The organism is Plantactinospora veratri (genome assembly GCF_036421995.1).
Classification (GTDB): Bacteria; Actinomycetota; Actinomycetes; order Mycobacteriales; family Micromonosporaceae; genus Plantactinospora; species Plantactinospora veratri.
Genome location: NZ_JAZGQL010000021.1, coordinates 76,805 through 97,926, shown reverse-complemented (window position 1 = coordinate 97,926; position 21,122 = coordinate 76,805). Strand labels below are relative to the sequence as shown.

At 72.9% G+C, this 21,122-nt stretch carries 20 protein-coding genes and 1 pseudogene; 6 read left to right on the top strand and 15 right to left on the bottom strand.

What is annotated here, in order from left to right; genetic code table 11:
- Positions 1–10: 10 nt before the first annotated feature.
- The 3 genes from ruvB to ruvC are packed head-to-tail and all read right to left on the bottom strand — an operon-like array spanning position 11 to position 2,285.
- Positions 11–1,078, bottom strand: coding sequence for a Holliday junction branch migration DNA helicase RuvB (ruvB, locus tag V1634_RS25225; RefSeq protein ID WP_331210362.1), 1,068 nt, complete (start codon positions 1,076–1,078; stop codon positions 11–13).
- On the bottom strand, positions 1,075–1,677 hold the full coding sequence (gene ruvA / locus V1634_RS25220; RefSeq protein ID WP_107262864.1) for a Holliday junction branch migration protein RuvA: 603 nt from the start codon (positions 1,675–1,677) through the stop codon (positions 1,075–1,077). Before ruvA ends, ruvB begins: the two co-directional genes overlap by 4 nt.
- Positions 1,674–2,285, bottom strand: coding sequence for a crossover junction endodeoxyribonuclease RuvC (gene ruvC / locus V1634_RS25215; RefSeq protein WP_331210361.1), 612 nt, complete (start codon positions 2,283–2,285; stop codon positions 1,674–1,676). Before ruvC ends, ruvA begins: the two co-directional genes overlap by 4 nt.
- A 202-nt stretch (positions 2,286–2,487) precedes the next feature.
- On the opposite strand from ruvC, the gene V1634_RS25210 reads away from it, so the two are divergent.
- Entirely contained in the window at positions 2,488–3,351 is an 864-nt protein-coding gene (locus V1634_RS25210; RefSeq protein ID WP_331210360.1) for a 3-hydroxybutyrate dehydrogenase, read from the top strand.
- Positions 3,352–3,369: 18 nt separating this feature from the next.
- Positions 3,370–5,322, top strand: a complete 1,953-nt coding sequence (locus tag V1634_RS25205) for a helix-turn-helix domain-containing protein (RefSeq protein WP_331210359.1) — start codon at positions 3,370–3,372, stop codon at positions 5,320–5,322.
- A gap of 33 nt (positions 5,323–5,355) precedes the next feature.
- Here V1634_RS25205 and V1634_RS25200 read toward each other — a convergent pair whose 3' ends face one another.
- Both V1634_RS25200 and V1634_RS25195 read right to left on the bottom strand, forming a co-directional pair.
- Positions 5,356–5,964: a TetR/AcrR family transcriptional regulator gene (locus tag V1634_RS25200; protein ID WP_331210358.1), complete on the bottom strand. Its 609-nt coding sequence runs from the start codon at positions 5,962–5,964 to the stop codon at positions 5,356–5,358.
- A 13-nt stretch (positions 5,965–5,977) separates the two neighbouring features.
- Complete coding sequence (locus V1634_RS25195; protein WP_331210357.1) at positions 5,978–7,549, bottom strand: MFS transporter; 1,572 nt, start codon at positions 7,547–7,549, stop codon at positions 5,978–5,980.
- A 230-nt stretch (positions 7,550–7,779) separates the two neighbouring features.
- Here V1634_RS25195 and V1634_RS25190 point away from each other — a divergent pair, with 230 nt between their 5' ends.
- The gene (locus tag V1634_RS25190) at positions 7,780–8,544 is read left to right on the top strand and encodes an SDR family NAD(P)-dependent oxidoreductase (RefSeq protein ID WP_331210356.1); all 765 of its coding nucleotides are present in this window, start codon (positions 7,780–7,782) and stop codon (positions 8,542–8,544) included.
- A gap of 331 nt (positions 8,545–8,875) precedes the next feature.
- Entirely contained in the window at positions 8,876–9,343 is a 468-nt protein-coding gene (gene tsaA, locus V1634_RS25185; protein WP_331210355.1) for a tRNA (N6-threonylcarbamoyladenosine(37)-N6)-methyltransferase TrmO, read from the top strand.
- A 34-nt stretch (positions 9,344–9,377) separates the two neighbouring features.
- On the opposite strand, the gene V1634_RS25180 is transcribed toward tsaA, so the two are convergent.
- From V1634_RS25180 to V1634_RS25170, 3 genes are all read right to left on the bottom strand, one after another.
- Positions 9,378–9,707, bottom strand: a complete 330-nt coding sequence (locus V1634_RS25180; RefSeq protein WP_331210354.1) for a cold-shock protein — start codon at positions 9,705–9,707, stop codon at positions 9,378–9,380.
- Positions 9,708–9,721: 14 nt separating this feature from the next.
- Positions 9,722–10,471 carry a YebC/PmpR family DNA-binding transcriptional regulator gene (locus V1634_RS25175; RefSeq protein WP_331210353.1) on the bottom strand — a complete coding sequence of 250 codons (750 nt, stop codon included), beginning with the start codon at positions 10,469–10,471 and terminating at the stop codon, positions 9,722–9,724.
- Between the two features lie 354 nt (positions 10,472–10,825).
- Entirely contained in the window at positions 10,826–11,476 is a 651-nt protein-coding gene (locus V1634_RS25170) for an NADPH-dependent FMN reductase (RefSeq protein WP_331210352.1), read from the bottom strand.
- A gap of 103 nt (positions 11,477–11,579) precedes the next feature.
- Here V1634_RS25170 and V1634_RS25165 point away from each other — a divergent pair, with 103 nt between their 5' ends.
- Complete coding sequence (locus tag V1634_RS25165; RefSeq protein WP_331210373.1) at positions 11,580–12,428, top strand: helix-turn-helix transcriptional regulator; 849 nt, start codon at positions 11,580–11,582, stop codon at positions 12,426–12,428.
- Positions 12,429–12,451: 23 nt separating this feature from the next.
- Here the strand turns inward: V1634_RS25165 and pdxT are convergent, their stop codons facing one another.
- The 6 genes and pseudogenes from pdxT to pgsA form a co-directional block, all read right to left on the bottom strand.
- Positions 12,452–13,084, bottom strand: coding sequence for a pyridoxal 5'-phosphate synthase glutaminase subunit PdxT (pdxT, locus tag V1634_RS25160; RefSeq protein WP_331210351.1), 633 nt, complete (start codon positions 13,082–13,084; stop codon positions 12,452–12,454).
- A gap of 6 nt (positions 13,085–13,090) precedes the next feature.
- Positions 13,091–13,969, bottom strand: a complete 879-nt coding sequence (gene pdxS / locus V1634_RS25155; RefSeq protein ID WP_331210372.1) for a pyridoxal 5'-phosphate synthase lyase subunit PdxS — start codon at positions 13,967–13,969, stop codon at positions 13,091–13,093.
- A gap of 219 nt (positions 13,970–14,188) precedes the next feature.
- Positions 14,189–14,692 carry a hypothetical protein gene (locus V1634_RS25150; protein WP_331210350.1) on the bottom strand — a complete coding sequence of 168 codons (504 nt, stop codon included), beginning with the start codon at positions 14,690–14,692 and terminating at the stop codon, positions 14,189–14,191.
- Positions 14,693–14,802: 110 nt separating this feature from the next.
- Complete coding sequence (locus tag V1634_RS25145; RefSeq protein ID WP_331210349.1) at positions 14,803–15,963, bottom strand: glycosyltransferase family 4 protein; 1,161 nt, start codon at positions 15,961–15,963, stop codon at positions 14,803–14,805.
- Positions 15,964–15,976: 13 nt separating this feature from the next.
- Positions 15,977–16,951, bottom strand: a pseudogene (locus tag V1634_RS25140) (phosphatidylinositol mannoside acyltransferase); the annotation flags it as partial.
- Positions 16,952–16,961: 10 nt separating this feature from the next.
- On the bottom strand, positions 16,962–17,591 hold the full coding sequence (gene pgsA, locus V1634_RS25135) for a phosphatidylinositol phosphate synthase (RefSeq protein WP_331210348.1): 630 nt from the start codon (positions 17,589–17,591) through the stop codon (positions 16,962–16,964).
- 251 nt (positions 17,592–17,842) lie between these two features.
- On the opposite strand from pgsA, the gene V1634_RS25130 reads away from it, so the two are divergent.
- Entirely contained in the window at positions 17,843–20,002 is a 2,160-nt protein-coding gene (locus V1634_RS25130) for an elongation factor G-like protein EF-G2 (protein WP_331210347.1), read from the top strand.
- Positions 20,003–20,023: 21 nt separating this feature from the next.
- Here V1634_RS25130 and V1634_RS25125 read toward each other — a convergent pair whose 3' ends face one another.
- Entirely contained in the window at positions 20,024–21,037 is a 1,014-nt protein-coding gene (locus V1634_RS25125; RefSeq protein WP_331210346.1) for an aldo/keto reductase, read from the bottom strand.
- Positions 21,038–21,122 lie beyond the last annotated feature (85 nt).

Genomic DNA, 21,122 nt, shown 5'->3' with positions numbered 1-21,122 from the left:
CACGAACGGATCACACCTCCTGGGACCCTGCGGAGAAGAGGTCGGGCCCTCCGGACCCGCTCACACCAAATGTACCATTTGGCGGAGTACGCCCCAAGTGTCGCCAGGCGGCCTCGGTCGCCACCCGCCCCCGGGGCGTCCGGGCCAGCAGACCGGCCCGGACCAGGAACGGCTCGCAGACCTCCTCCACGGTGTCCGGCTGCTCCCCCACCGCCACGGCCAGGGTCGACAGCCCCACCGGGCCACCCCGGAACGAGTCCACCAACGCGGTCAACACCGCCCGGTCCAGCCGGTCCAACCCCAGCTCGTCCACGTCGTAGACCCGCAGCGCGGCCCGGGCGGTCTCCAGGGTCACGGTCCCGTCGGCCCGGACCTCGGCGAAGTCGCGTACCCGGCGGAGCAGCCGGTTGGCGATCCGGGGCGTACCCCGGGACCGGCCGGCGATCTCCGTCGAACCGTCGGGGGTGATCGGCACCCCCAGGATCCGCGCGGAGCGCTGGAGCAGCACGTCCAGCTCGTCCGGGGAGTAGAAGTCGAGGTGCGCGACGAAACCGAACCGGTCCCGCATCGGGCCGGTCAACAACCCGGACCGGGTGGTCGCGCCGACCAGGGTGAACGGCTCGACGTCCAGCGGGATCGCGGTGGCACCCGGCCCCTTGCCGACCACCACGTCGACCCGGAAGTCCTCCATCGCGCTGTAGAGCAACTCCTCGGCCGGCTTGGCGATCCGGTGGATCTCGTCGATGAAGAGCACGTCACCCTCGGCGAGGCTGGTCAGGATCGCCGCGAGGTCACCGGAACGCTCGATCGCCGGGCCGCTGGTCACCCGGATCCCGGCACCCAGCTCGGCGGCGACGATGTTCGCCAGGGTCGTCTTCCCCAGGCCGGGCGGGCCGGAGAGCAGGATGTGGTCCGGCGGGGTGCCCCGGCCCATGGCGCCGCGCAGCAGCAGGTCGAGCTGGTCGCGTACCCGGTGCTGGGCGATGAAGTCGGCGAGCCGCTTCGGCCGCACCGTGACCTCGGCGTCCCGCTCCGCGTCGCTGGCGTACGCCGAGACGAGCCCCTCGGGATCGGTCACCGGGTCCTGCCCAGCAGCCGGATCGCCTGCTTCAGCAGCACCGGCACCGGCGGGACCTCACCGTCGACGGTCTCGGCCACCGCCGCCACCGCCTGGTCCGCCTGGGACGCCGTCCAGCCGAGCCCGACCAGCGCCTGGCGCACCTGCTCCGGCCAGGCACCGGCGGTGACCCCGGCCGCGCCGTCCGGGCCGACCGGCACCGGGCCGATCCGGTCCCGCAGCTCCAGCACCAGCCGCTCGGCGCCCTTCTTGCCGATCCCCGGCACCCGGGTCAGGGTGCCGGTGTCGGCGTTGGCGATCGCCTTGCGCACCACGTCCGGCGCGTGCACGGCGAGGACGGCCTGGGCGAGCCGGGGGCCGACCCCGCTGGCGGTCTGGAGCAGTTCGAAGAGGTGCTTCTCGTCGTCGTCGGCGAAGCCGTAGAGGGTCAGCGAGTCCTCCCGGACCACCAGGCTGGTGGCGAGCCGGGCCGGTGAGCCGACCCGCAGCCCGGCCAGGGTGCCGGGCGCGCACTGCACCGCCAGCCCCACCCCGCCGACCTCGATCACCGCGCCGTCCGGGGACAGCCCGGCGACCACGCCCCGGACACTCGCGATCATCCCGTTCCTCCCTGTCGCTTCGGGGCCGGCCGGGCGGCCCGCCGGGGCGTACCCGGTCGGGCGCCGGTCCGGGACGCGGCCGACGCCGCCGCGCGCTGCCGGACCGCGTCGGCCGCCGCCGCGATCCGGGACCGGGTGCCGCCGCGCCAGATGTGGCAGATCGCCAGCGCCAGCGCGTCGGCGGCGTCGGCCGGCCGGGGCGGCTCGGCCAGCCGCAGCAGCCGGGTCACCATCGACATCATCTGCGCCTTGTCCGCCTGGCCGGAACCGGTGACCGCCGCCTTGACCTCGCTCGGGGTGTACGTCTGCACCGGCAGCCCGGCCCGGGCCCCGGCCAGCACCGCCACCGCGCTGGCCTGCGCGGTCCCCATCACCGTCCGCACGTTGTGCTGGCTGAAGACCCGCTCCACCGCGACACTCTGCGGCTGGTGCTCGGCGACCAGCCGGGTCAGCTCGGTGTCCAGGTGCAGCAGGCGCAGCGGCAGCTCGTCACCCGGGTCGGTGTAGACGACGTAGTAGGCGACCAGGGTGCACGGCCGGCCGGGCACGCCCTCGACCACGCCGACCCCGCACCGGGTCAACCCCGGGTCGACGCCCAACACCCGCACGCCGCCCCCTCCCCGTGCCGCAGCACGTACGTGTGTTCGACACCCTACTGGCCTGCGCCGGAGCCGGAAACGCCGACACGCCCGTACCCGATCATCAGAGCCGTCCCCGGCAGCCCGCCGGGGGTCGCCACATAGGCCGCCGCCGGAGTATGTGGCCGACGCCCATGTGCCGCCGCCCGGTTGGCTCGTAGCTTTTTCGGCCATGACGGTAGAACCCGGTCGGGACGACCAGGCCGCGCGACGGCGGCAGCAGGAGGTCGGATCCCCGGCCTCGGCCGACCACCCGACCGGGACCGACCGGCGGGTCCTGCCGGTCGTCCGGCTCGACCTGTCCGGGCGGACCGCCCTGGTCACCGGCGGTGCCAGCGGGATCGGGCGGGCCTGCGCGGCGCGGCTGGCCGCGGCCGGCGCGACGGTGACCGTGCTGGACCGGGACGCCGGCCGGGCCGAGGCGGTCGCCGCCGAGATCGGCGGTCGGGCGCTCGGGCTGGACCTCGCCGATCCCGGCGCCGCCGACCGGATCGATCCCGAGTTGGACATCGTGGTCAACAACGCCGGGCTGCAACACGTGGCGCCGCTGCACGAGTTCCCGCCGGACCGCTTCGACCACCTGCACCGGGTGATGGTGACCGCCCCGTTCCTGATCGTCCGGCGGGCGTTGCCGCACATGTACGCCGGCAACTGGGGCCGGATCGTCAACATCTCCTCGGTGCACGGGCTGCGCGCCTCGGCGTTCAAGTCGGCGTACGTCTCCGCCAAGCACGCCCTGGAGGGGCTGTCGAAGGTGGTCGCCCTGGAGGGGGCGGCGCACGGGGTGACGGCGAACTGCGTCAACCCGGCGTACGTGCGCACGCCGCTGGTCGAGGGTCAGATCGCCGCGCAGGCGAGCGCGCACGGCATCGCCGAGAGCGAGGTGATCGAGCAGATCATGCTGGCCCGGGCGGCGATCAAGCGACTGATCGAGCCGGAGGAGGTCGCCGAACTCGTCGCCTACCTCTGCACCCCCGCCGCCTCCTTCCTGACCGGCGCCTCGATCCCCCTCGACGGGGGCTGGACGGCGAACTGAGTGGGCGCCTCCCGCAGAATGGACCCCGTGTCCACGCCGATCGAGTTCCTGGAGCTGCTGGCCCGGGAGGCCGCTCCGGTCGAGTTCGAGGGGCCGCTGGTGGCTGCCAGGGCGGCCGGGGTACCCGCCGACCGGCTCGCCGAGCTGGAGGCGGCCAAGGTGGTGGCGCTGCGGGTACGCGCCCTGCTGGAACGGCGGCGGCGCCGCGAGGCGGAACTCTCCGGCCTGTACGACACCGCCAGCGACCTGGCCGGGCTGCGCGACTCGGACGACGTACTGCGGGCGATCGTGCACCGGGCCCGGCACCTGCTCGGCACCGACGTGGCGTACATGACGCTGGTCGACGACGACCTGGGCGACACGTACATGCGGGTCACCGACGGCTCGATCTCGGCCCGGTTCCAGGCGCTGCGGCTGCCGATGGGGGCCGGACTGGGCGGGCTGGTGGCCCAGACCGGCAGCCCGTACGCGACCGCGAACTACCCGGAGGACGCGAGGTTCCACCACACCGGCGAGATCGACGCCGGGGTCGGCGAGGAAGGGCTGGTCGCCATCCTCGGGGTGCCGCTGCGGCTCGGCTCCCGGGTGATCGGGGTGCTCTACGCCGCCAACCGGTCGGCCCGGCCGTTCGCCCGGGAGGAGGTGTCGCTGCTGCTCTCACTGGCCGCGCACGCGGCGGTCGCGATCGACACGGCGCGGCTGCTCGCCGAGACCCGGGCCGCGCTGGCGGAACTCTCGGCGGCCAACTCGACGATCCAGGCGCACAGCGCGTCGGTGGAGCGGGCCGCCGCCGCGCACGACCGGATGACCTCGCTGGTGCTGCGCGGCGGCGGGGTGGAGGACGTGGCGGCGGCGGTGACCGAGGTGCTCGGCGGTGCGCTGCTGGCGCTGGACGCCGAGGGCCGGACGCTGGCCCGGGTCGGCGAGATCGACGAGCCGGAGCGGGCGGCGCTGGACGAGGCGGTGGTGGCGTCGCGTACCGAGGGGCGCAGCGTGCGCCGGGGCGACCTCTGGTACGCCGCCGTGGTCGCCGGTACGGAGAACCTCGGCGCCCTGGTCTCCCGCCCCGAGGAGGAGTTGGTCGACGCCGACCAGCGGATCCTGGAGCGGGCGGCGCTGGTCACCGCGCTGCTGCTGCTCTTTCGGCAGAGCGTCGCCGAGGCGGAGGGACGGGTCCGGGGCGAACTGCTCGACGATCTGATCGCCCGGCCGGTACTCGACGCCGCCGCGCTGCGCGGCCGGGCCCGCCGGCTCGGCGTGGACCTGGACGCGCCGCACGTACTCGTCGCGGTCGGCGACGACGCGATGGCCGGCAGTACCTCGGTACGGCAGCGGGTCACCTCCTGGGCCAGCACGTACGCCTCGGCCCAGGGTGGGCTGGCGGCGGCCCGGGACGGCCGGGCGGTGCTGATGCTGCCGGGCGGTGACGCCGGTTCGGCGGCCCGGACCGTGGTCCGGGACCTGTCCCGGGCGCTGGGCCGGCCGGTCACCGCCGGGGCGGGCGGGCCGGCGACCGGCCCGGCGTCGCTGGCCGGCGCGGCCCGGGAGGCGGACCGCTGCCTGACGGCGCTGCGTGCGCTGGGTCGGGGCGGCGAGGGTGCCAGCAGCGCCGAACTCGGCTTCGTCGGGCTGCTGCTCGGCGCGGTCGGGTCCGGCGGCGACCGGGAGGTGGCCCGGTTTCTGGTCGACACCGTCGGCCCGGTGGTCGACTACGACGCCCGCCGGGGCACCGCGCTGGTGAAGACGCTGGAGGCGTACTTCGGGGTCGGTGGCAGCCTGGCCCGGGCGGCCGAGTTGCTGCACGTGCACGTCAACACGGTGACCCAGCGGCTGGACCGGGTGGGGCAACTTCTCGGGCCGCAGTGGCAGAAGCCGGAGCGGGCGCTGGAGGTGCAGCTCGCCCTCCGCCTGCACCGGCTGCGTGCGGCGGCCGACCGGAACGGGGCAGGCGGCGGCACCGACCTGACCTGAGGGCGTGTCGCCCCGGCGCGGCGCGGCGGCGGGTCAGCGGGCGGCGATGCCGGCGATCACCGCGTCGACGACCCGGGCCGGCAGGTCCCGCTCGTCGAGGTCGGGCTGGGCGCGGAGCAACCGCTGCATCAGCAGCGGGGCGGTGAGCAGCGAGAGGGTCAGCTCGACGTCGAGGTCCGCCCGCAGCTCGCCGAGGTCGATCCCCCGGCGCAGCACCTCGCGGATCATCCGCCGCCGGGGCTCGACCAGCTCCTGGTAGAGCCGGTACTGCTCCGGGCTGCGGGTGATCGTGGGCATCAGGCAGGGCATGATCTGCCGCATCCTGGGGTCCGGGTTGTGTCCGGTGTTGCCGACCAGCGCGATCAGGTCCTCACGTACGGACCGGCCGGGCGGTGGCGGCGGTGGCGGCTTCAGCCGGCGCAGGGCGTCCTGGAGCAGCGCCTCCTTGCCGGACCAGCGCCGGTAGATGGTCGCCTTGCCCACGCCGGCCCGGGTGGCGATCGCCTCGATCGAGAGCGTCTCGATGCTGCTGCCCTCGGCGAGCAGGTCGAGGGCGGCCTCCAGGATCGCCTCGTCCGCGCGGATGCTCCGCGGGCGTCCTGGCGCCCGCGGAGCATCCATCGTTTCGGTCACGTTAACCATTGTCCCCTGTCGCTCAGGCGGCGACCAGTTCGGGATCACCCACCGGCTCCGGCGGCAGCACCTGCTCCTCGGCGGTGCGGCCGGGCAGCCAGCGGAGCACCACCAGGATGCCGAGGGCGGCGACCACCGCCGAGAGCCCGCTCGCCCAGTGCATGGCCGAGACGAAGGCGTCGTTGGCGGCGCTGGTCACCGCCGAGCCGGCCGGGCCACCGAGCCGCTCCGCCACCGCGTACGCCCCGGAGACCGACTCGGACGCGGCGTCCCGGACCGGTGCCGGCAGCGCGCGGGCCGCCGGCTCGATCTGGTCCCGGTAGACCCCGGAGAGCACCGAGCCGAGTACCGCGACGCCGAGCGCGCCGGCCACCTGGCGGACGGTGTTGCTGACCGCCGAGCCCACCCCGGCCTTCTCGCGGGGCAGCGCCGACATGATCGACTCGGTCGCCGGTGGCATGATGTTGGCCATCCCGACACCCTGGACGAAGAAGATCAACCCGATGATCCAGATCGGCGTGGTCGCGGTGGCGAAGGCGAACGCCACCAGCGCCGCCGAGGTCAGCGCCAGCCCGGTCACCGCGACTGCTTTGCCGCCGTACCGCTTGACCATGGTGGCACTGCGCGGGGCGAAGACCAGTTGGGCGGCGGCGAACGGCAGCATCAGCAGGCCGGTCTCCAGCGGGCTGTAGCCGCGGACGAGCTGGAGGTAGAAGGCGCTGAAGAACATCACGCCCATCGCGGCGAAGAAGACCAGGCCGATCACCGCGACCGGTGCGGCGAACCGGGGTACCCGGAACAGCCGTACGTCCAGCGACGGGAACTCGACCCGGCGCTCCCAGGCCACGAAGGCGGCCAGTACGGCCAGCCCGCCGACGATCGACACCCAGATGAGCGGCCGACCGAAGCCGTGCTCGCCACCGTCGATGATCCCGTACGAGAGCGCGACCAGACCGATCACCGAGAGCAGTACGCCGACCACGTCGATCCGGCCCGGCTTCGGGTCGCGCGAGTCCGGCACCAGCAGCGCGACCGCGACCAGCCCGATCAGCACCACCGGCACGTTGATCAGGAAGACCGAGCCCCACCAGTAGTTCTCCAGCAGCAGACCGCCCAGCACCGGGCCGATCGCCACACCGAGGCCGATCGCGCCGGCCCAGACCCCGATGGCGCGACCGCGCTCCCGGGGGTCGAAGACGTTGGAGATGATCGACAGGGTCACCGGCATCACGGCGGCGGCCCCGAAGCCCATCAGTGCGCGGGCGCCGATCAGTTGACCGGGGCTATGCGCGTACGCCGACAGCAGCGAGGCCAGGCCGAAGACGGCGAGCCCGACCATCAGGAACCACTTGCGCCCGTACCGGTCGCCGAGCACGCCGAAGGTGAAGAGCAGCCCGGCGAAGACCAGGGTGTACGAGTTGATCGACCATTCCAGTTCGCCCTGGCTCGCGCCGAGGCCGTGCACCGGGTCGGCCAGGGTGCGCAGTGCGACGTTCAGGACCGTGTTGTCCAGCACGATCACCAGCAGGCTGACCACGAGCACGCCGAGAATCGCCCAGCGCCTCGGGTGCCCGGTGTTTTCCGTTAACTCCATGCGGTGTTTTGTCCCCCCGAGACCCCACTTCGCCGGATTCCGGCGGCGGGGAAGTTTCTTGACCGCACTGACGATAACCAGCCATGAACCGAAACGGAACCGTTCCGTATCGTAATGTGAGCCGGCTCACCCCTCGGCTTGGACGACCCTCGAACGAGGCGTGACCGTCCTCGAACGAGGCGTCCGATCGCCGCCAGACGACGGCCCGCCCGCTGATCAGGATGGTTGGCATGAGCGAGATCATCGCGGCGAAGAGCCGCGTTCTAGAGGAAAAGGTCGCGGTTGTCACCGGAGGCAGCCGGGGCATCGGCGCGGCGGTGGCGGTCCGGCTGGCCCAGGAGGGTGCCGACGTGGCGCTGACCTACCAGCGGGATGCCGAAGCGGCCCACGCGGTAGTGGACCGGATCAAGGCGATCGGGCGGCGCGGGCTGGCGATCCAGGCCGACAGCGCCGACCCGGCGGCGGTCGTCTCGGCAATCGACCGGGCGGCCGGCGAGTTCGGCCGGCTCGACGTACTGGTCAACAACGCCGGGGCGTTCCTGGTCGGGCCGGTGCAGGAGTTGGGGCTCGCCGAGTTCGAGCGGACCGTGGCGGTGAACGTCCGGGCCCCGTTCGTCGCCGCCCAGGCGGCAGCCCGGCACATGGTCGACGGTGGACGGATCATCACGATCGGCAGCAACATGGCCGAACGGGCGCCGTTCCCGGGCTTCGCGCTCTACTCGATGAGCAAGACCGCGTTGACCGGGCTGACCAAGGGACTCGGCCGGGACCTCGGCCCCCTGGGCATCACCGTCAACCTGGTCAACCCCGGGCCGACCGACACCGACTCGAACCCCGCCGACAGCCCGATGGCGGAGACCATCCGCGGCCTCACCGCCGTCGGGCGGTACGCCGCACCGGCCGAGATCGCGGCGACGATCGCCTGGGTGGCCAGCGCCGACAGTTCGTACGTCACCGGAGCGACGATCAACGTCGACGGCGGCTTCACCATCTGATCCAGGTTCCGGGCCGCCCCGTCCAGCGTCCCGGCGGCGGTGGCGGTGGGGCCGGCGACCAGCGTGCCGGCCAGGGCCAGGCCGGCCGCCAGCATCACCGCGCTCAGCCCATCCGGGCGAGACTTCCCCACCACCGGCCCCCTTCGACTGAATCCGAAGGCAAGCCTGCCGCCCACGACTGGACAGGCACTGAACAACCGCTGGAACCCGCACCCACCGCGGGGACCGTGTAAGGAAGGGCCCCTTCTTATCGCTTTTTGTATAAGAAGGGGCCCTTCCTTACACGTCAGCTGGCGGTAGGCTCGGCCGACCGCACGGGGAGGAGCGAGGCGTGAGCGATGTTCCCGGCAACGCACCGACCGCCGGGACCGGCCGGAGGCCGACCGACCTGGCCCCGCTCGCCCTGGCTCCGATCGGGCGGGTCGAGTCTCCGCTGGTCGACCGGGCCTCGGCACCCCGGCAGGGCGACGAGGGGGCGCCCGAGGCGTGGCTGGTCTTCGATTCGGCGGTACGCGACGGGCTGCGCGACCTCCGACCCGGCGCCGACGTCATCCTGCTGACCTGGTTCGACCGGTCCGATCGGGACGTGCTGGTGGTGCATCCCCGGGGTGAGCTGACCCGGCCGCCGACCGGTGTCTTCAGCACCCGCTCCCCCGACCGGCCGAACCCGATCGGCCTGCACCGGGTGCACCTGCTGGAGATCGACGACCTCCGGATCCGGGTACGCGACCTGGAGGCCCTGGACGGTACGCCGATCCTGGACGTCAAACCGGTGCTCGACCGCGACACCGAACGCTGACCGGCCGCGTGGCCCGGCGCCGACCTGACCGGCGTCAACCGGCCTCGGCGACCCCGACGGACGGGTCGTCGTCGTAGACGATCGTCATCGTGCTGCGGTACGCCTCCGGCGGGTTCCCGTCCGGCACCCGGTCCGGCGGCTCCACCGGTCCGTCCCTCCAGACCTTCGTGGCCCGGTACGGGTAACCGTCCTGCCCGGGCGCCTCGGCCCGGAAGAAGACCCGCTGCCCCGCCGTCAGAGCACGGTAACCGGGGGCCGCGATGGCGGAGAAGTGCACCCAGCAGCCGCCGGGGGTCTCGGCGGCGTCGAGCACCCCCCAGCCCCGGTCGGCGTCGAACTCGCGTACCACTCCTTCGATGGTCACCGTGCGGCGCCGGCTCAGCCGACCGCTGCCATGACCTCGTCGGAGACGTCGAAGTTGCCGTAGACGTTCTGCACGTCGTCGGAGTCCTCCAGCGCGTCGATCAGCTTGAAGACCTTGCGGGCGCCGTCGGCGTCGAGTGGCACGGTCACGCTCGGCACCAGGGAGGACTCGGCCGACTCGTAGTCGATCCCGGCGTCCTGCAACGCGGTCCGTACCGCGATCAGGTCACCGGGCTCGGAGACCACCTCGAACGCCTCGTCCAGGTCGTTGACCTCCTCGGCCCCGGCGTCGAGTACGGCGAGCAGCACGTCGTCCTCGGAGAGTCCCGCCTTCGGCACGATCACGACGCCCTTGCGGGAGAACATGTACGACACCGAGCCCGCGTCCGCCAGCGAACCACCGTTGCGGGTCAGCGCGGTGCGTACCTCGGTCGCGGCACGGTTGCGGTTGTCGGTCAGGCACTCGATCAGCAGCGCGACACCGCCGGGGGCGTACCCCTCGTACATCACCGTCTGCCAGTCGGCGCCGCCGGCCTCCAGGCCGGAGCCGCGCTTGACGGCGCGGTCGATGTTGTCGTTCGGCACCGAGTTCTTCTTCGCCTTCTGGATGGCGTCGAAGAGGGTCGGGTTGCCGGCCGGGTCACCACCACCGGTACGCGCGGCGACCTCGACGTTCTTGATCAGCTTGGCGAACATCTTGCCGCGCTTGGCGTCGATGACCGCCTTCTTGTGCTTCGTCGTCGCCCACTTTGAGTGGCCGGACATCTGTTACCTCCGTTGCTAGCCGCCGCCTGCTTCGACCGCACCGCGCACGCCTCGCTCCGCACCCCGACGCACACGGTGGTGCCGGTCAACTCCGCTGGAAGCCGTGGCGGCCAGATGGCCCTGCCGAATCTCGACAATCCTACCGACGTGCGGCGGGCGGCCGTCACCCGCCGCACGTCGACGGCCAGGAAATGGTACAGATCGACACATAACAAACAGAGGATCGGCCCCGGCCGTACGACCCAGCACGGTGAACTCCGAGACGACCCGCTGCTCGCAGCGCTGTTCCGGGTCGGTCCGGGGCGCCGGAACGACCTCAGCGGGCCGGGTACGTGACCAGGATCGTCCGCCTGCTCACGACGCCGGGACCGGGGCCCGGGCCGTGTCGAGGAGTTCGGTGAGCAGCGCGGTGACCGCCACCGCCCGATCCTCGCCCGGCGCGATCCGCCCCGCGGCGGTCGGGTCGGACGCGTCCTCGCCGGACCAGTCGAAGTCGGTGAAGAGGCCCAACCCGACATGGGTCGGCACGACCACCATCCCCACCTCGGTGAGGATGTCCCGCAGATGTCCAGCCGCCTGCCCGCCGCCGCTCACGCCGTAGCTGAGCAGGCCGGCGGGTTTGCCCCGCCACTCCGCATCCAGATAGTCGATCCCGTTCTTCAGCACCGCGGGAATCGAATGGTTGTACTCCGGGGTGACGAAGACGAAGGCGTCGCAGCCGGCCACCACCGCCGACCAGCGGCGGGTGTGGTCGTGCCGGTAGTCACCGAACCTGGCCGGTACCGGCTCGTCGAGTAGCGGCAGCCGCTGCTCCGCGAGATCGATCAGTTCGACGGCCGCCACATCGGCCCGTACCGCCGGGTGCCCGGCCGCCACCTCGACCACCCACCGGGCCACCGCCGGTCCTCGCCGGCCCGGCCGGCTGCTTCCGACGACCACGCCGATGACGCGAGGTCCGGTCCGCTCCGTACTGTCCGGGAGTTCTCTGCGTTCCGTACTGTCCATGACCCGATCCCATCGGCGATCCCCCGCCGCCGGGAGACCGGCGCGAGGGTAGCCCTGGCAGGGACACCCTTCCGACCCGCGACACCGGCAGACTGGACCGGTGATGAACGGAGAACTGGGCGCGTTCCTCCGCAGCCGGCGAGAGGCGGTGCGGCCGGAACAGGTCGGACTGCCTGCCGGCATCCGACGCCGTACGCCAGGGCTGCGTCGGGCCGAACTCGCGACGCTCGCGCAGGTCAGCGTGGAATACCTGACCCGGCTCGAACAGGGCCGCGACAGCAGGCCCTCGCCGGAGATCCTCGCCGCGCTGGCAGACGCGCTCCGGCTCGACCAGGACGACCGGCAACACCTGCGGCAGCTCGCGGCGGTCAACCACCACAGACAACTGTGCCCGGGACGTCGCCCGTCGGTGTCGCGTACCGTCCGCCCGGAGGTTCGGCTGCTCCTGGACGCGCTACGGGACCGGCCGGCGTACCTGGTGAACCGGATCGGCGAACTGCTTGCCTGGAACGGTCTGTTCGACCGGGTGTCCCGCCCGCTCGGGCTGCTCGACGGCGACCGGCCCAACCTGGTGTGGTACGTCTTCACCGACGAACGCGCCCGGGAGCACTTCCCCGACTGGGCGCGGTTGGCCGACCAGCAGGTCGCCGAGTTGCACCGGCTGCGCCAGGGCGACCCGGCCACCGACGAGTTCGCCGAGCGCCTCGGCCGTACGGTGGGGACACCGTTCACCTCGCGCTGGCGGCGCCGTCCGGTCACCGCCACGTCCAGCGGCGTGCGCTGGTTACGGCATCCGGAGGTCGGGCCGGTGCGGCTCGCGTACGAGACGTTGGAACTCAGCGAAGACCAGCAGCGACTGGTGGTACAGCTGCCGGCCGACGCCGCCGGTGCGGAGGCCCTGGACCGCCTGCTGGGCCGGCGTCCGGGTCGGCTGCGCTCGGTGGCCGGCTGAGGCTGCCGCGGAGAGCGCGCGGCTCAGGTCGCGCTGCTGACCAGGTCGACGAAGTAGCGGTGCAGCCGGGCGTCGCCGGTGAGTTCCGGGTGGAACGAGGTGGCCAGCAGGTTGCCCTGTCGTACCGCCACGATCCGGCCGGCCGCCGGGCTGCTGGCAACCGTGCCGGCCGCCGGGCCGCTGGCAACCGTGCCCAGGACCTCTACACCGGGGCCGACCCGCTCGACCCAGGGCGCCCTGATGAAGACCGCGTGCAGCGGTCCACCGTCGATGCCGGAGATCTCCACCGGCGCCTCGAACGAGTCGACCTGCCGACCGAAGGCGTTGCGCCGTACCGTCATCGCGATGCCGTCGAAGCCGCGCTGGTCCGGCCGGCCATCGAGCACCTCGGCAGCCAGCATGATCATCCCAGCGCAGGAGCCGTAGACCGGCATGCCCGCGGCGATCCGCTTGTCGACTGGTTCGCGCAGCTCGAAGATGTCGACCAGCTTGCTGATCGTGGTGGACTCCCCGCCCGGGATGACCAGGCCGTCGACCGCGTCCAGTTCCGCCGGCCGGCGTACCAGACAGGCCTGCGCGCCCGCGCTGGTCAGGGCGGCGAGATGCTCGCGGACGTCACCCTGCACCCCGAGCACCCCGATCACGGGTGCGCTCATCTCACCTCACCAGCCGCGGTCGGCCAGCCGGTGCGGCACCGGGATGTCGTCCACGTTGATCCCGACCATCGCCTCGCCGAGCCCGCGCGACACCTTGGCCAGCACGTCCGGGTCGTCGTAGAAGGTGGTGGCCTTGACGATCGCGGCCGCGCGCTGCGCCGGGTTGCCGGACTTGAAGATCCCGGAGCCGACGAAGACCCCCTCCGCGCCGAGCTGCATCATCATCGCCGCGTCGGCCGGGGTGGCGATGCCGCCCGCGGTGAAGAGCACCACCGGCAGCTTCCCGGTCTCGGCCACCTCCCGGACCAGGTCGTACGGCGCCTGCAACTCCTTGGCGGCGACGTACAGCTCGTCGGTGGGCAGCGAACCGAGGCGGCGGATCTCGTCACGGATCTTGCGCATGTGGGTGGTGGCGTTCGAGACGTCACCCGTACCGGCCTCGCCCTTGGAGCGGATCATCGCCGCGCCCTCGGTGATCCGACGCAGCGCCTCGCCCAGGTTGGTGGCACCGCAGACGAACGGCACGGTGAAGGCCCACTTGTCGATGTGGTTGGCGTAGTCGGCCGGGGTCAGCACCTCGGACTCGTCGACGTAGTCCACGCCCAGCGCCTGGAGCACCTGCGCCTCGACGAAGTGCCCGATCCGGGCCTTGGCCATCACCGGGATCGAGACCGCGTTGATGATGCCGTCGATCATGTCCGGGTCGCTCATCCGGGAGACGCCGCCCTGGGCCCGGATGTCGGCAGGTACCCGCTCCAGCGCCATCACCGCGACCGCGCCGGCATCCTCGGCGATCTTCGCCTGCTCGGGCGTGACCACGTCCATGATCACGCCACCCTTGAGCATCTCGGCCATACCCCGCTTGACCCGCGCGGTGCCGACCACTGCGGTGGCGCTGACGGTCTGCTCTCCGGCCGCGGTCGACTGGTCGGAACCGGACTGGGCGGTGGATTCGGACACGGCGTTTTCGCTCCTCGGCAGTGTTTTCGGGGGTGGGATCGCACTCGATGCTACGCGCGGTACAACGCCGGACCGACAGCCAATCAGACCCCGGGTGGCCTGCACTGTGGCCCGGCTCACGCCCGGTGGCCGCGCGGTTGCCGGTCAGCCGACCGACAGCTCCGGACGGGTGCTCACAGTCGGGTCGTCGATGTCGAAGTACCGCGGCCGCTCGTGCTTGCGTGCCATCCGGAACAGGCGTACGACCGGGCGGCGCCGCAGGGAGAGCGCGTCGCGTACCAGGTCGGTGTGCACCTGACGGGCCAGCGCGAGCCGCCGGCTGGCGCCGATCACCGCCGCCGAGGCCGGCTCCTCCGGATCCAGCGGACTGGACCGCAGCTGCCGGGTCAGGTCGTTCTCGGCTGCCTCCCGCTCGTCGCCCTCGGCGTCCAGCGCGATCCGGGACGCCGCGTACAGCTCCACCGCGTACCGCTCCTCGGCCAGCACCGCGGCGGCCGCCGCCCGGCGCAGCAGGTGCGCGTCGAGGGCGCGGGTCGCCGAGCGTACCCGGACGTGCATCCGGTCGACCCGGGCCGCGATCCAGATCAGGTACGCCGTCACCAGGACGACCGCCGCGACGCCGCCCACCACCCACCACATGCCCGGCATCGTAGTGCGGCCCCCACTTCCGTCTCCTGGCACGTCACCGGCACCTCGCGGGACGATCCCGCCGAGCGGCCCCGGCAGTGTCGCAAGCGGGCCAGACCGACCGAACCCGCTCAGGCCGGCCCGATCCACTCCTGGTCCAGCACCCGACCGTCGGTTGCCTCGATCGCGGTGGCGTACACCTCCAGGACCCGGCGGGCCACCGTCGGCCAGTCGAAGGTCGCGACCACCTCCCGGGCACAGGTCGACAGCTCCGTACGGCGCACCGGGTCGTCGAGCAGGCTGGCCAGGGTACGCCGCAGCGCCGCCGGCTCCCCGGTGGGAAAGAGTTCCCCGGCCCGGCCACCGTCCAACACCCGACGGAAGGCGTCCAGGTCGCTGGCCACCACCGTCGCCCCGGCGGCCATCGCCTCGGTCAGGATCATGCCGAAGGACTCGCCCCCGATGTTCGGCGCGACGTAGAGGTGCACACTGCGCAGCATGCGCGCCTTATCCGGTTCGGAGACCCGGCCGAGGAAGGTGATCCGGTCCCGCAACTCCTCCGGTACGCCCTCGTGCAGCTCCGCCTCGTCGCCCGGGCCGGCGACCAGCAGCCGCAGCCCCGGACGTTGCGCGGCGAGCCCGACGAACGCCTCCCGGAGCACCCCGAAGCCCTTGCGGGGCTCGGTGAACCGACCGAGGAAACCCAGCGTGCCGCCCTCGCCCCGGTCGCACCGGCCAGGCCACCCGGGCAGCGGTTCGGCGTCGGCGAACTTCGCCACCGCCACCCCGTTGGGGATCTCCACCGCCCCGCCGCCGAGATGCTCGACCTGGACCTTGCGGGCCAGCGCGCTCACCGCGATCCGGGCGGTGATCCGCTCCACGGCGAACTGCAACACTCCCTGCGCGGCGGCGAGCGCCCGGGAGCGGGTCATCGCGGTGTGGAAGGTGGCCACCACCGGCCCCCGGGCGGAGAGCACGGCGAGCAGCGAGAGGCTGAGCGTGAACGGCTCGTGCACGTGCAGCACGTCGAAGTTGCCCCGGGCCAGCCAGCGCCGGACCCGGGCGGTGGAGACCGGCCCGAAGGTGATCCGGGCGACCGACCCGTTGTACGGCAGCGGCACCGACCGGCCGGCCGACACCACGTACGGCGGCAGCGGCGAGTCCTCGTCCGCCGGCGCCAGCACGCTCACCTCGTGGCCGAGCCCGATCAGCGCCTCGGCGAGGTCGAGTACGTGGTTCTGCACCCCGCCGGGGACGTCGAAGGAGTACGGACACACGATGCCGATCCGCACTGCGCCTCCCCCTTCAGGCCGGCTCGGAGATCGACGGGGTGCCAGGTGTCTCCGGCGCCACCATCCCGGCCGGATCGGCCACCCCGACGGTCCGGCCGGGCTCGTCGACCCAGACCCGTTGCAGCATGTGCCAGTCCTCCGGGCGCGCCGCGATGCCCTCGGCCAGGTGGTCGGCGATCTGCTGGGTCAGCACCCGGACCCGCTGGTCCAGCGGGCCGGCGTCCGGCGACGGCACCGCCAGCGGCCCGACCAGCCGGCCCCGGGGACCGGCCGGGTCGTACCAGAGCGCCGCCACGTAGAGCGGCGCGCCGGTCCGGACGGCCAGCAGCGCCGGTCCGGCCGGCATCCGCGCCCGGCCGCCGAAGAACCGCACCTCGACGCCGCGCGCCGACAGGTCCCGGTCGGCGAGCAGCGGCACCAGGTAACCGGCGGCGACCCGCTCGGCCAGCACGTCGAAGGGGGCCCGGGGGCCGCCGTGGGTCGGCAGGATCTCCATGCCGAGCCGGCGCCGGAAGTCGAGGAAACGCTCGTAGACGCCCTCCGGCTTGAGTCGTTCCATGACGGTGGCGATCGGCCAGCCCTTCGCGGCCACCCAGGCACCGGCGGCGTCCCAGTTGCCGGAGTGCGGCAGCGCCACCACGACGCCCCGGCCGGCGGCCATGTCGGCGGCGAGCAGTTCCTCGCCGTCGAGCCGGAAGTCGTCGCGGATCTGCTCCCGGCTGCGTGACGGCAGCCGGAACACGTCGAGCCAGTAGCGGGCGTACGAGCGCATGCCCCGGCGGACAAGCTCTTCGAGGGCGTCCGGCGGCAGTTCGGGACCGACCACCCGGCGCAGGTTGGCGGCGAGCCGGCGGGTCCCCGGGCCACGCCTGCGGTACGCCTGGTCGGCGGCGGCCCGGAACAGCGCCGCGGCCGCCGGCCGGGGCAGTGCGCGTACGGCCCGCCAGCCGGCCAGGTAGCCGAACTCGATCGGGGTCACCGGCTGGCTCGCGGCAGTGTCACGCGTCCACGCCCAACTCGGCGCGCTGCGCCTGCCGCCAGACGTGCGTCATCCGCTGCCCGACGGTGAAGACCGAGACCGCGGCGAGCAGCCAGAGCGCGACGACCAGCGCCCAGTCCAGCCCGAGGCCGGTGAGCAGCCCGCCGACCCCGACGATCAACAGCCGCTCGGTCCGCTCGGCGATGCCGACGTTGCAGGTCATCCCGAGCCCCTCGGCACGCGCCTTGACGTACGAGACGAGGCCACCCGCGACCAGGCAGATCAGCGCGGCGGCGACCCCGACGTGGTCGTCCTGGGTGGCGAGCCAGTACGCGACGGCGCCGAAGACCGCGCCGTCGGAGACCCGGTCCATGCTCGAGTCGAGGAACGCGCCGAACCGGCTCGATCCGCCCCGCATCCGGGCCATCGTGCCGTCGAGCAGGTCGGTGAGGGCGAAGAAGGTCACCACCAGCGCTCCGGCGACCAGGTAACCCCGGGCGCCGAGGACGATCGATCCGACCACCACCCCGAGCGTGCCGGTCACGGTGACGGCGTTGGGCGTCACCCCGACCCGCAGCAGGGTCCGGGCGATCGGTTCGACGACTCGGGTCATGCCGGCCCGGGCCGACACCTGGAAGATCTTCGCCATGGCCGTCCCACCATAACGGGCCGCGAACGGCGACGGTACGCCCGGTGGCGCCTACTTCGCCCCGCAGGCTTGTGTCACGACTTGTACGGGTGTGAGATCGGTGCAGGGGACGTGACGTCGCTCACCTGTCACCCGGCACGTCTCCGGCAGCACGGCAGGCCACCCGAGGATATCGCCGCGGAGTCGCCAGGGCAGCTCCCCCGTCGTACGCGGCGGTCGCCACCAACCACCGGCTTAGGGAGGTGCGCCCGATGGCGCAGAAGAGTCAGGAGAAAGGGGTCACCGGCCCGGCGCCGGTGGTGGACGAGCCCGGCAGGGTTCGCAACGTGGTGCTCGTCGGCCACTCCGGTGCCGGGAAGACGACCCTGGTCGACGCCCTGTTGGCGGCGACCGGCACGATCTCGCGGCCCGGTGCGGTGACCGAGGGCACCACGGTGTGCGACCACGACCCGGCGGCGGTACGCCAGCAGCGCTCGATCAGCCTGGCCTGCGCACCGCTGCAACACGACGGCATCAAGGTCAACCTGTTGGACACCCCCGGCTACGCGGACTTCGTCGGGGAACTCCGGGCCGGACTGCGCGCGGCGGACGCGGCGCTCTTCGTCGTCTCGGCGGTGGACGGGATGGACGGGGCGACCGCCGCGCTCTGGCAGGAGTGTGCCGCCGTCGGGATGCCCCGCGCGGTCGCGGTCACCCGGCTGGACCACCAGCGGGCCGACCTCGACGAGACGGTGGCGCTCTGCCAGCGGGTCTTCGGCGACAACGTACTCCCGCTCTACCTGCCGATGCTCGACGACGAGGGTGTCGACGTGGTCGGCCTGATGGGCCTGATCACCCGCCGGGTCTTCGACTACTCCGCCGGGCTGCCGGCGGCGGTCCGCGACCCGGATCCCGAACACCTGCCGGCGATCGGCGACGCCCGCAACGAGCTGATCGAGGGGATCATCGCGGAGAGCGAGGACGAGACGCTGCTGGACCGCTACCTCGGCGGCGAGGAGATCGAGGTGGAGGTCCTGGTAGACGACCTGGAGAAGGCCGTCGCCCGGGGACACTTCTATCCGGTGGTGCCGGTCTGCGCCGAGACCGGGCTCGGCATCGACGTCCTGCTGGAGCTGCTGACCTCGGCGTTCCCCACCCCGCTGGAGCACGACCTGCCCACCGTCACCGGCGTCGACGGCTCGCCGCAGCCGCCGCTGCACTGCGACCCGGACGGCCCGCTGGTGGCCGAGGTGGTCAAGACCACCATCGACCGGCACGTCGGCCGGGTCTCCCTGGTCCGGGTCTTCTCCGGCACGCTCCGCCCCGACCAGGTGGTGCACGTCTCCGGGCACGGCATGGCCGAGCGCGGCCATCCCGACCACGACGCCGACGAGCGGATCTCGCACATCTACTCCCCGCTCGGCGCCGCGCTGCGCGAGGTGCCGTACTGCGTGGCCGGTGACATCTGCGCGATCACCAAGTCGGGTACGGCGGAGACCGGCGACACCATCTCGGCCAAGGAGCACCCGCTGCTGATCGAGCCCTGGGAGATGCCCGAGCCGCTGCTGCCGGTGGCGATCGTCGCGAAGAGCCGGGCCGACGAGGACGCGCTGGCCAAGAACCTGGCCCGGCTGGTCGCCGGAGACCCGACGATGCGGCTGGAACGCAACCCGGAGACGCACCAGCTGGTGCTCTGGTGCATGGGCGAGGCGCACGCCGAGGTGGTGCTCGACCGGCTCCGTGGCGGCGGGGTGGACCTGGAGACCGAGCCGGTCCGGGTGGCGCTGCGCGAAACCTTCGCGGTGGCCTCGAAGGGGCACGGGCGGCACGTGAAGCAGTCCGGCGGCCACGGCCAGTACGCGGTCTGCGACATCGAGGTGGAGCCGCTGCCCCGGGGTGCGGGGTTCGAGTTCACCGACCGGGTGGTCGGCGGCGCGGTGCCGCACAACTACATCCCGTCGGTGGAGAAGGGTGTACGCACCCAGATGGGCCGGGGCATCGTCGCCGGCTATCCGGTGGTGGACCTGCGGGTGACCCTGGTGGACGGCAAGGCGCACAGCGTCGACTCGTCCGACGCCGCGTTCCAGACCGCCGGCTCGCTGGCGCTGCGGGACGCGGCGGAGAAAGGGCAGGTCACGCTCCTGGAACCGGTCGACGAGGTGGTGGTCCGGGTGCCGGACGGATGCGTCGGCGCGGTGATGAGCGACATGTCCGGGCGGCGCGGCCGGGTGCTCGGCACCGAGCCGGACCCGGCCGGCACCGAGCACACGCTGGTCCGGGCCGAGGTGCCGGCGACCGAGCTGATCCGGTACGCCGTCGAGCTGCGCTCGATGACCGCGGGTGGCGGCACCTTCCGGCGCTCCTTCGCCCGTTACGAGCCGATGCCGGCGCACCTGGCCGACCAGATCCGCAAGGAGCACGCCAGCCGCTGACGTGCAAGGAAGGGCCCCCGCTTATCGTTTTCTGTCGTAGCGGGGGCCCTTCCTTGCAAGCAGGCGCTCGACTTCGGCGAGCTGGTCGGCCGGGAGGGGGCCGTGCGCCAGCGCGCCGACGTTCTCCTCCACCTGGGCGACGGTCCGGAAGCCGGGGATCGGCACCGTACGGTCGCTGCGCGCCCAGAGCCAGCCGAGCGCGCCCTGGGCGAGGGTACGGCCGTCGGCGGTGAGCACGTCCCGGACGGCGGCCACCTGGGCCAGGAACTCCGGGGCGGGCCGCCCGTCCCGGAACCAGTCCAGCCAGGCCGGGGCGACTCCGCGTACGTCGTCGGCGGCCAGCGTGGACGACTCGGTGAACTTGCCGGAGAGCAGCCCCATCGCCAGCGGCCCCCGGTTGACGCTGGCCAGGTCGTGGCGCTCGCAGACGGCGAGCACCTCCGGCGAGTCCTGTAGCACCGAGAAGGAGTGCTGCACGGCGGTGCAGTGCGGGCCGTCGGCGCCCCAGGAGGCGGCCCGGTCGGGCAGGTCGGTGCTCCAGCCGTACGACCGGATCCGGCCCTCGGCGACCAGTTCCTCCAGGGTGCCGAGGAGTTCCGCCGCCTCGCCGACCGGCAGGTCGCCGAGGTGCAGTTGGTAGAGGTCGATCCGGTCGGTCTCCAGCCGGCGCAGTGAGGCTTCCACCGCCCGGCGCAGGTAGTCGGCCGACCCGTCCGCGCCGGTCATCTGCCGGGTCGCCTCGTCGTAGGTGTAGCCCCACTTGGTGGCGAGCACCACCTCGTCGCGGTGCCCGGCGAGGGCGCGGGCCAGGATCCGCTCGCTGTGCCCGGTGCCGTAGACGTCGGCGGTGTCGAAGAGGGTGACGCCGAGGTCCAGGCCGCGCCGGATCGCCCGGATCGACTCGTCGTCGTCCACCTGCCCCCAGCCGAACGGCTGGTCGCCCTGGTGCCAGACGCCCCCGACGGCCCAGCAGCCGAGGCCGAGCGCGCTCACCTCGATGCCGCTGCGCCCCAACACCCGCGTGTTCGCATTCATGTTGGTAAGGGTTTCACACGCGGTTGGCCGGGCGCGGCCCGCGACAATCCGCTGGACGCCGTCGAGGAAGGCTGCCGGTCATCGG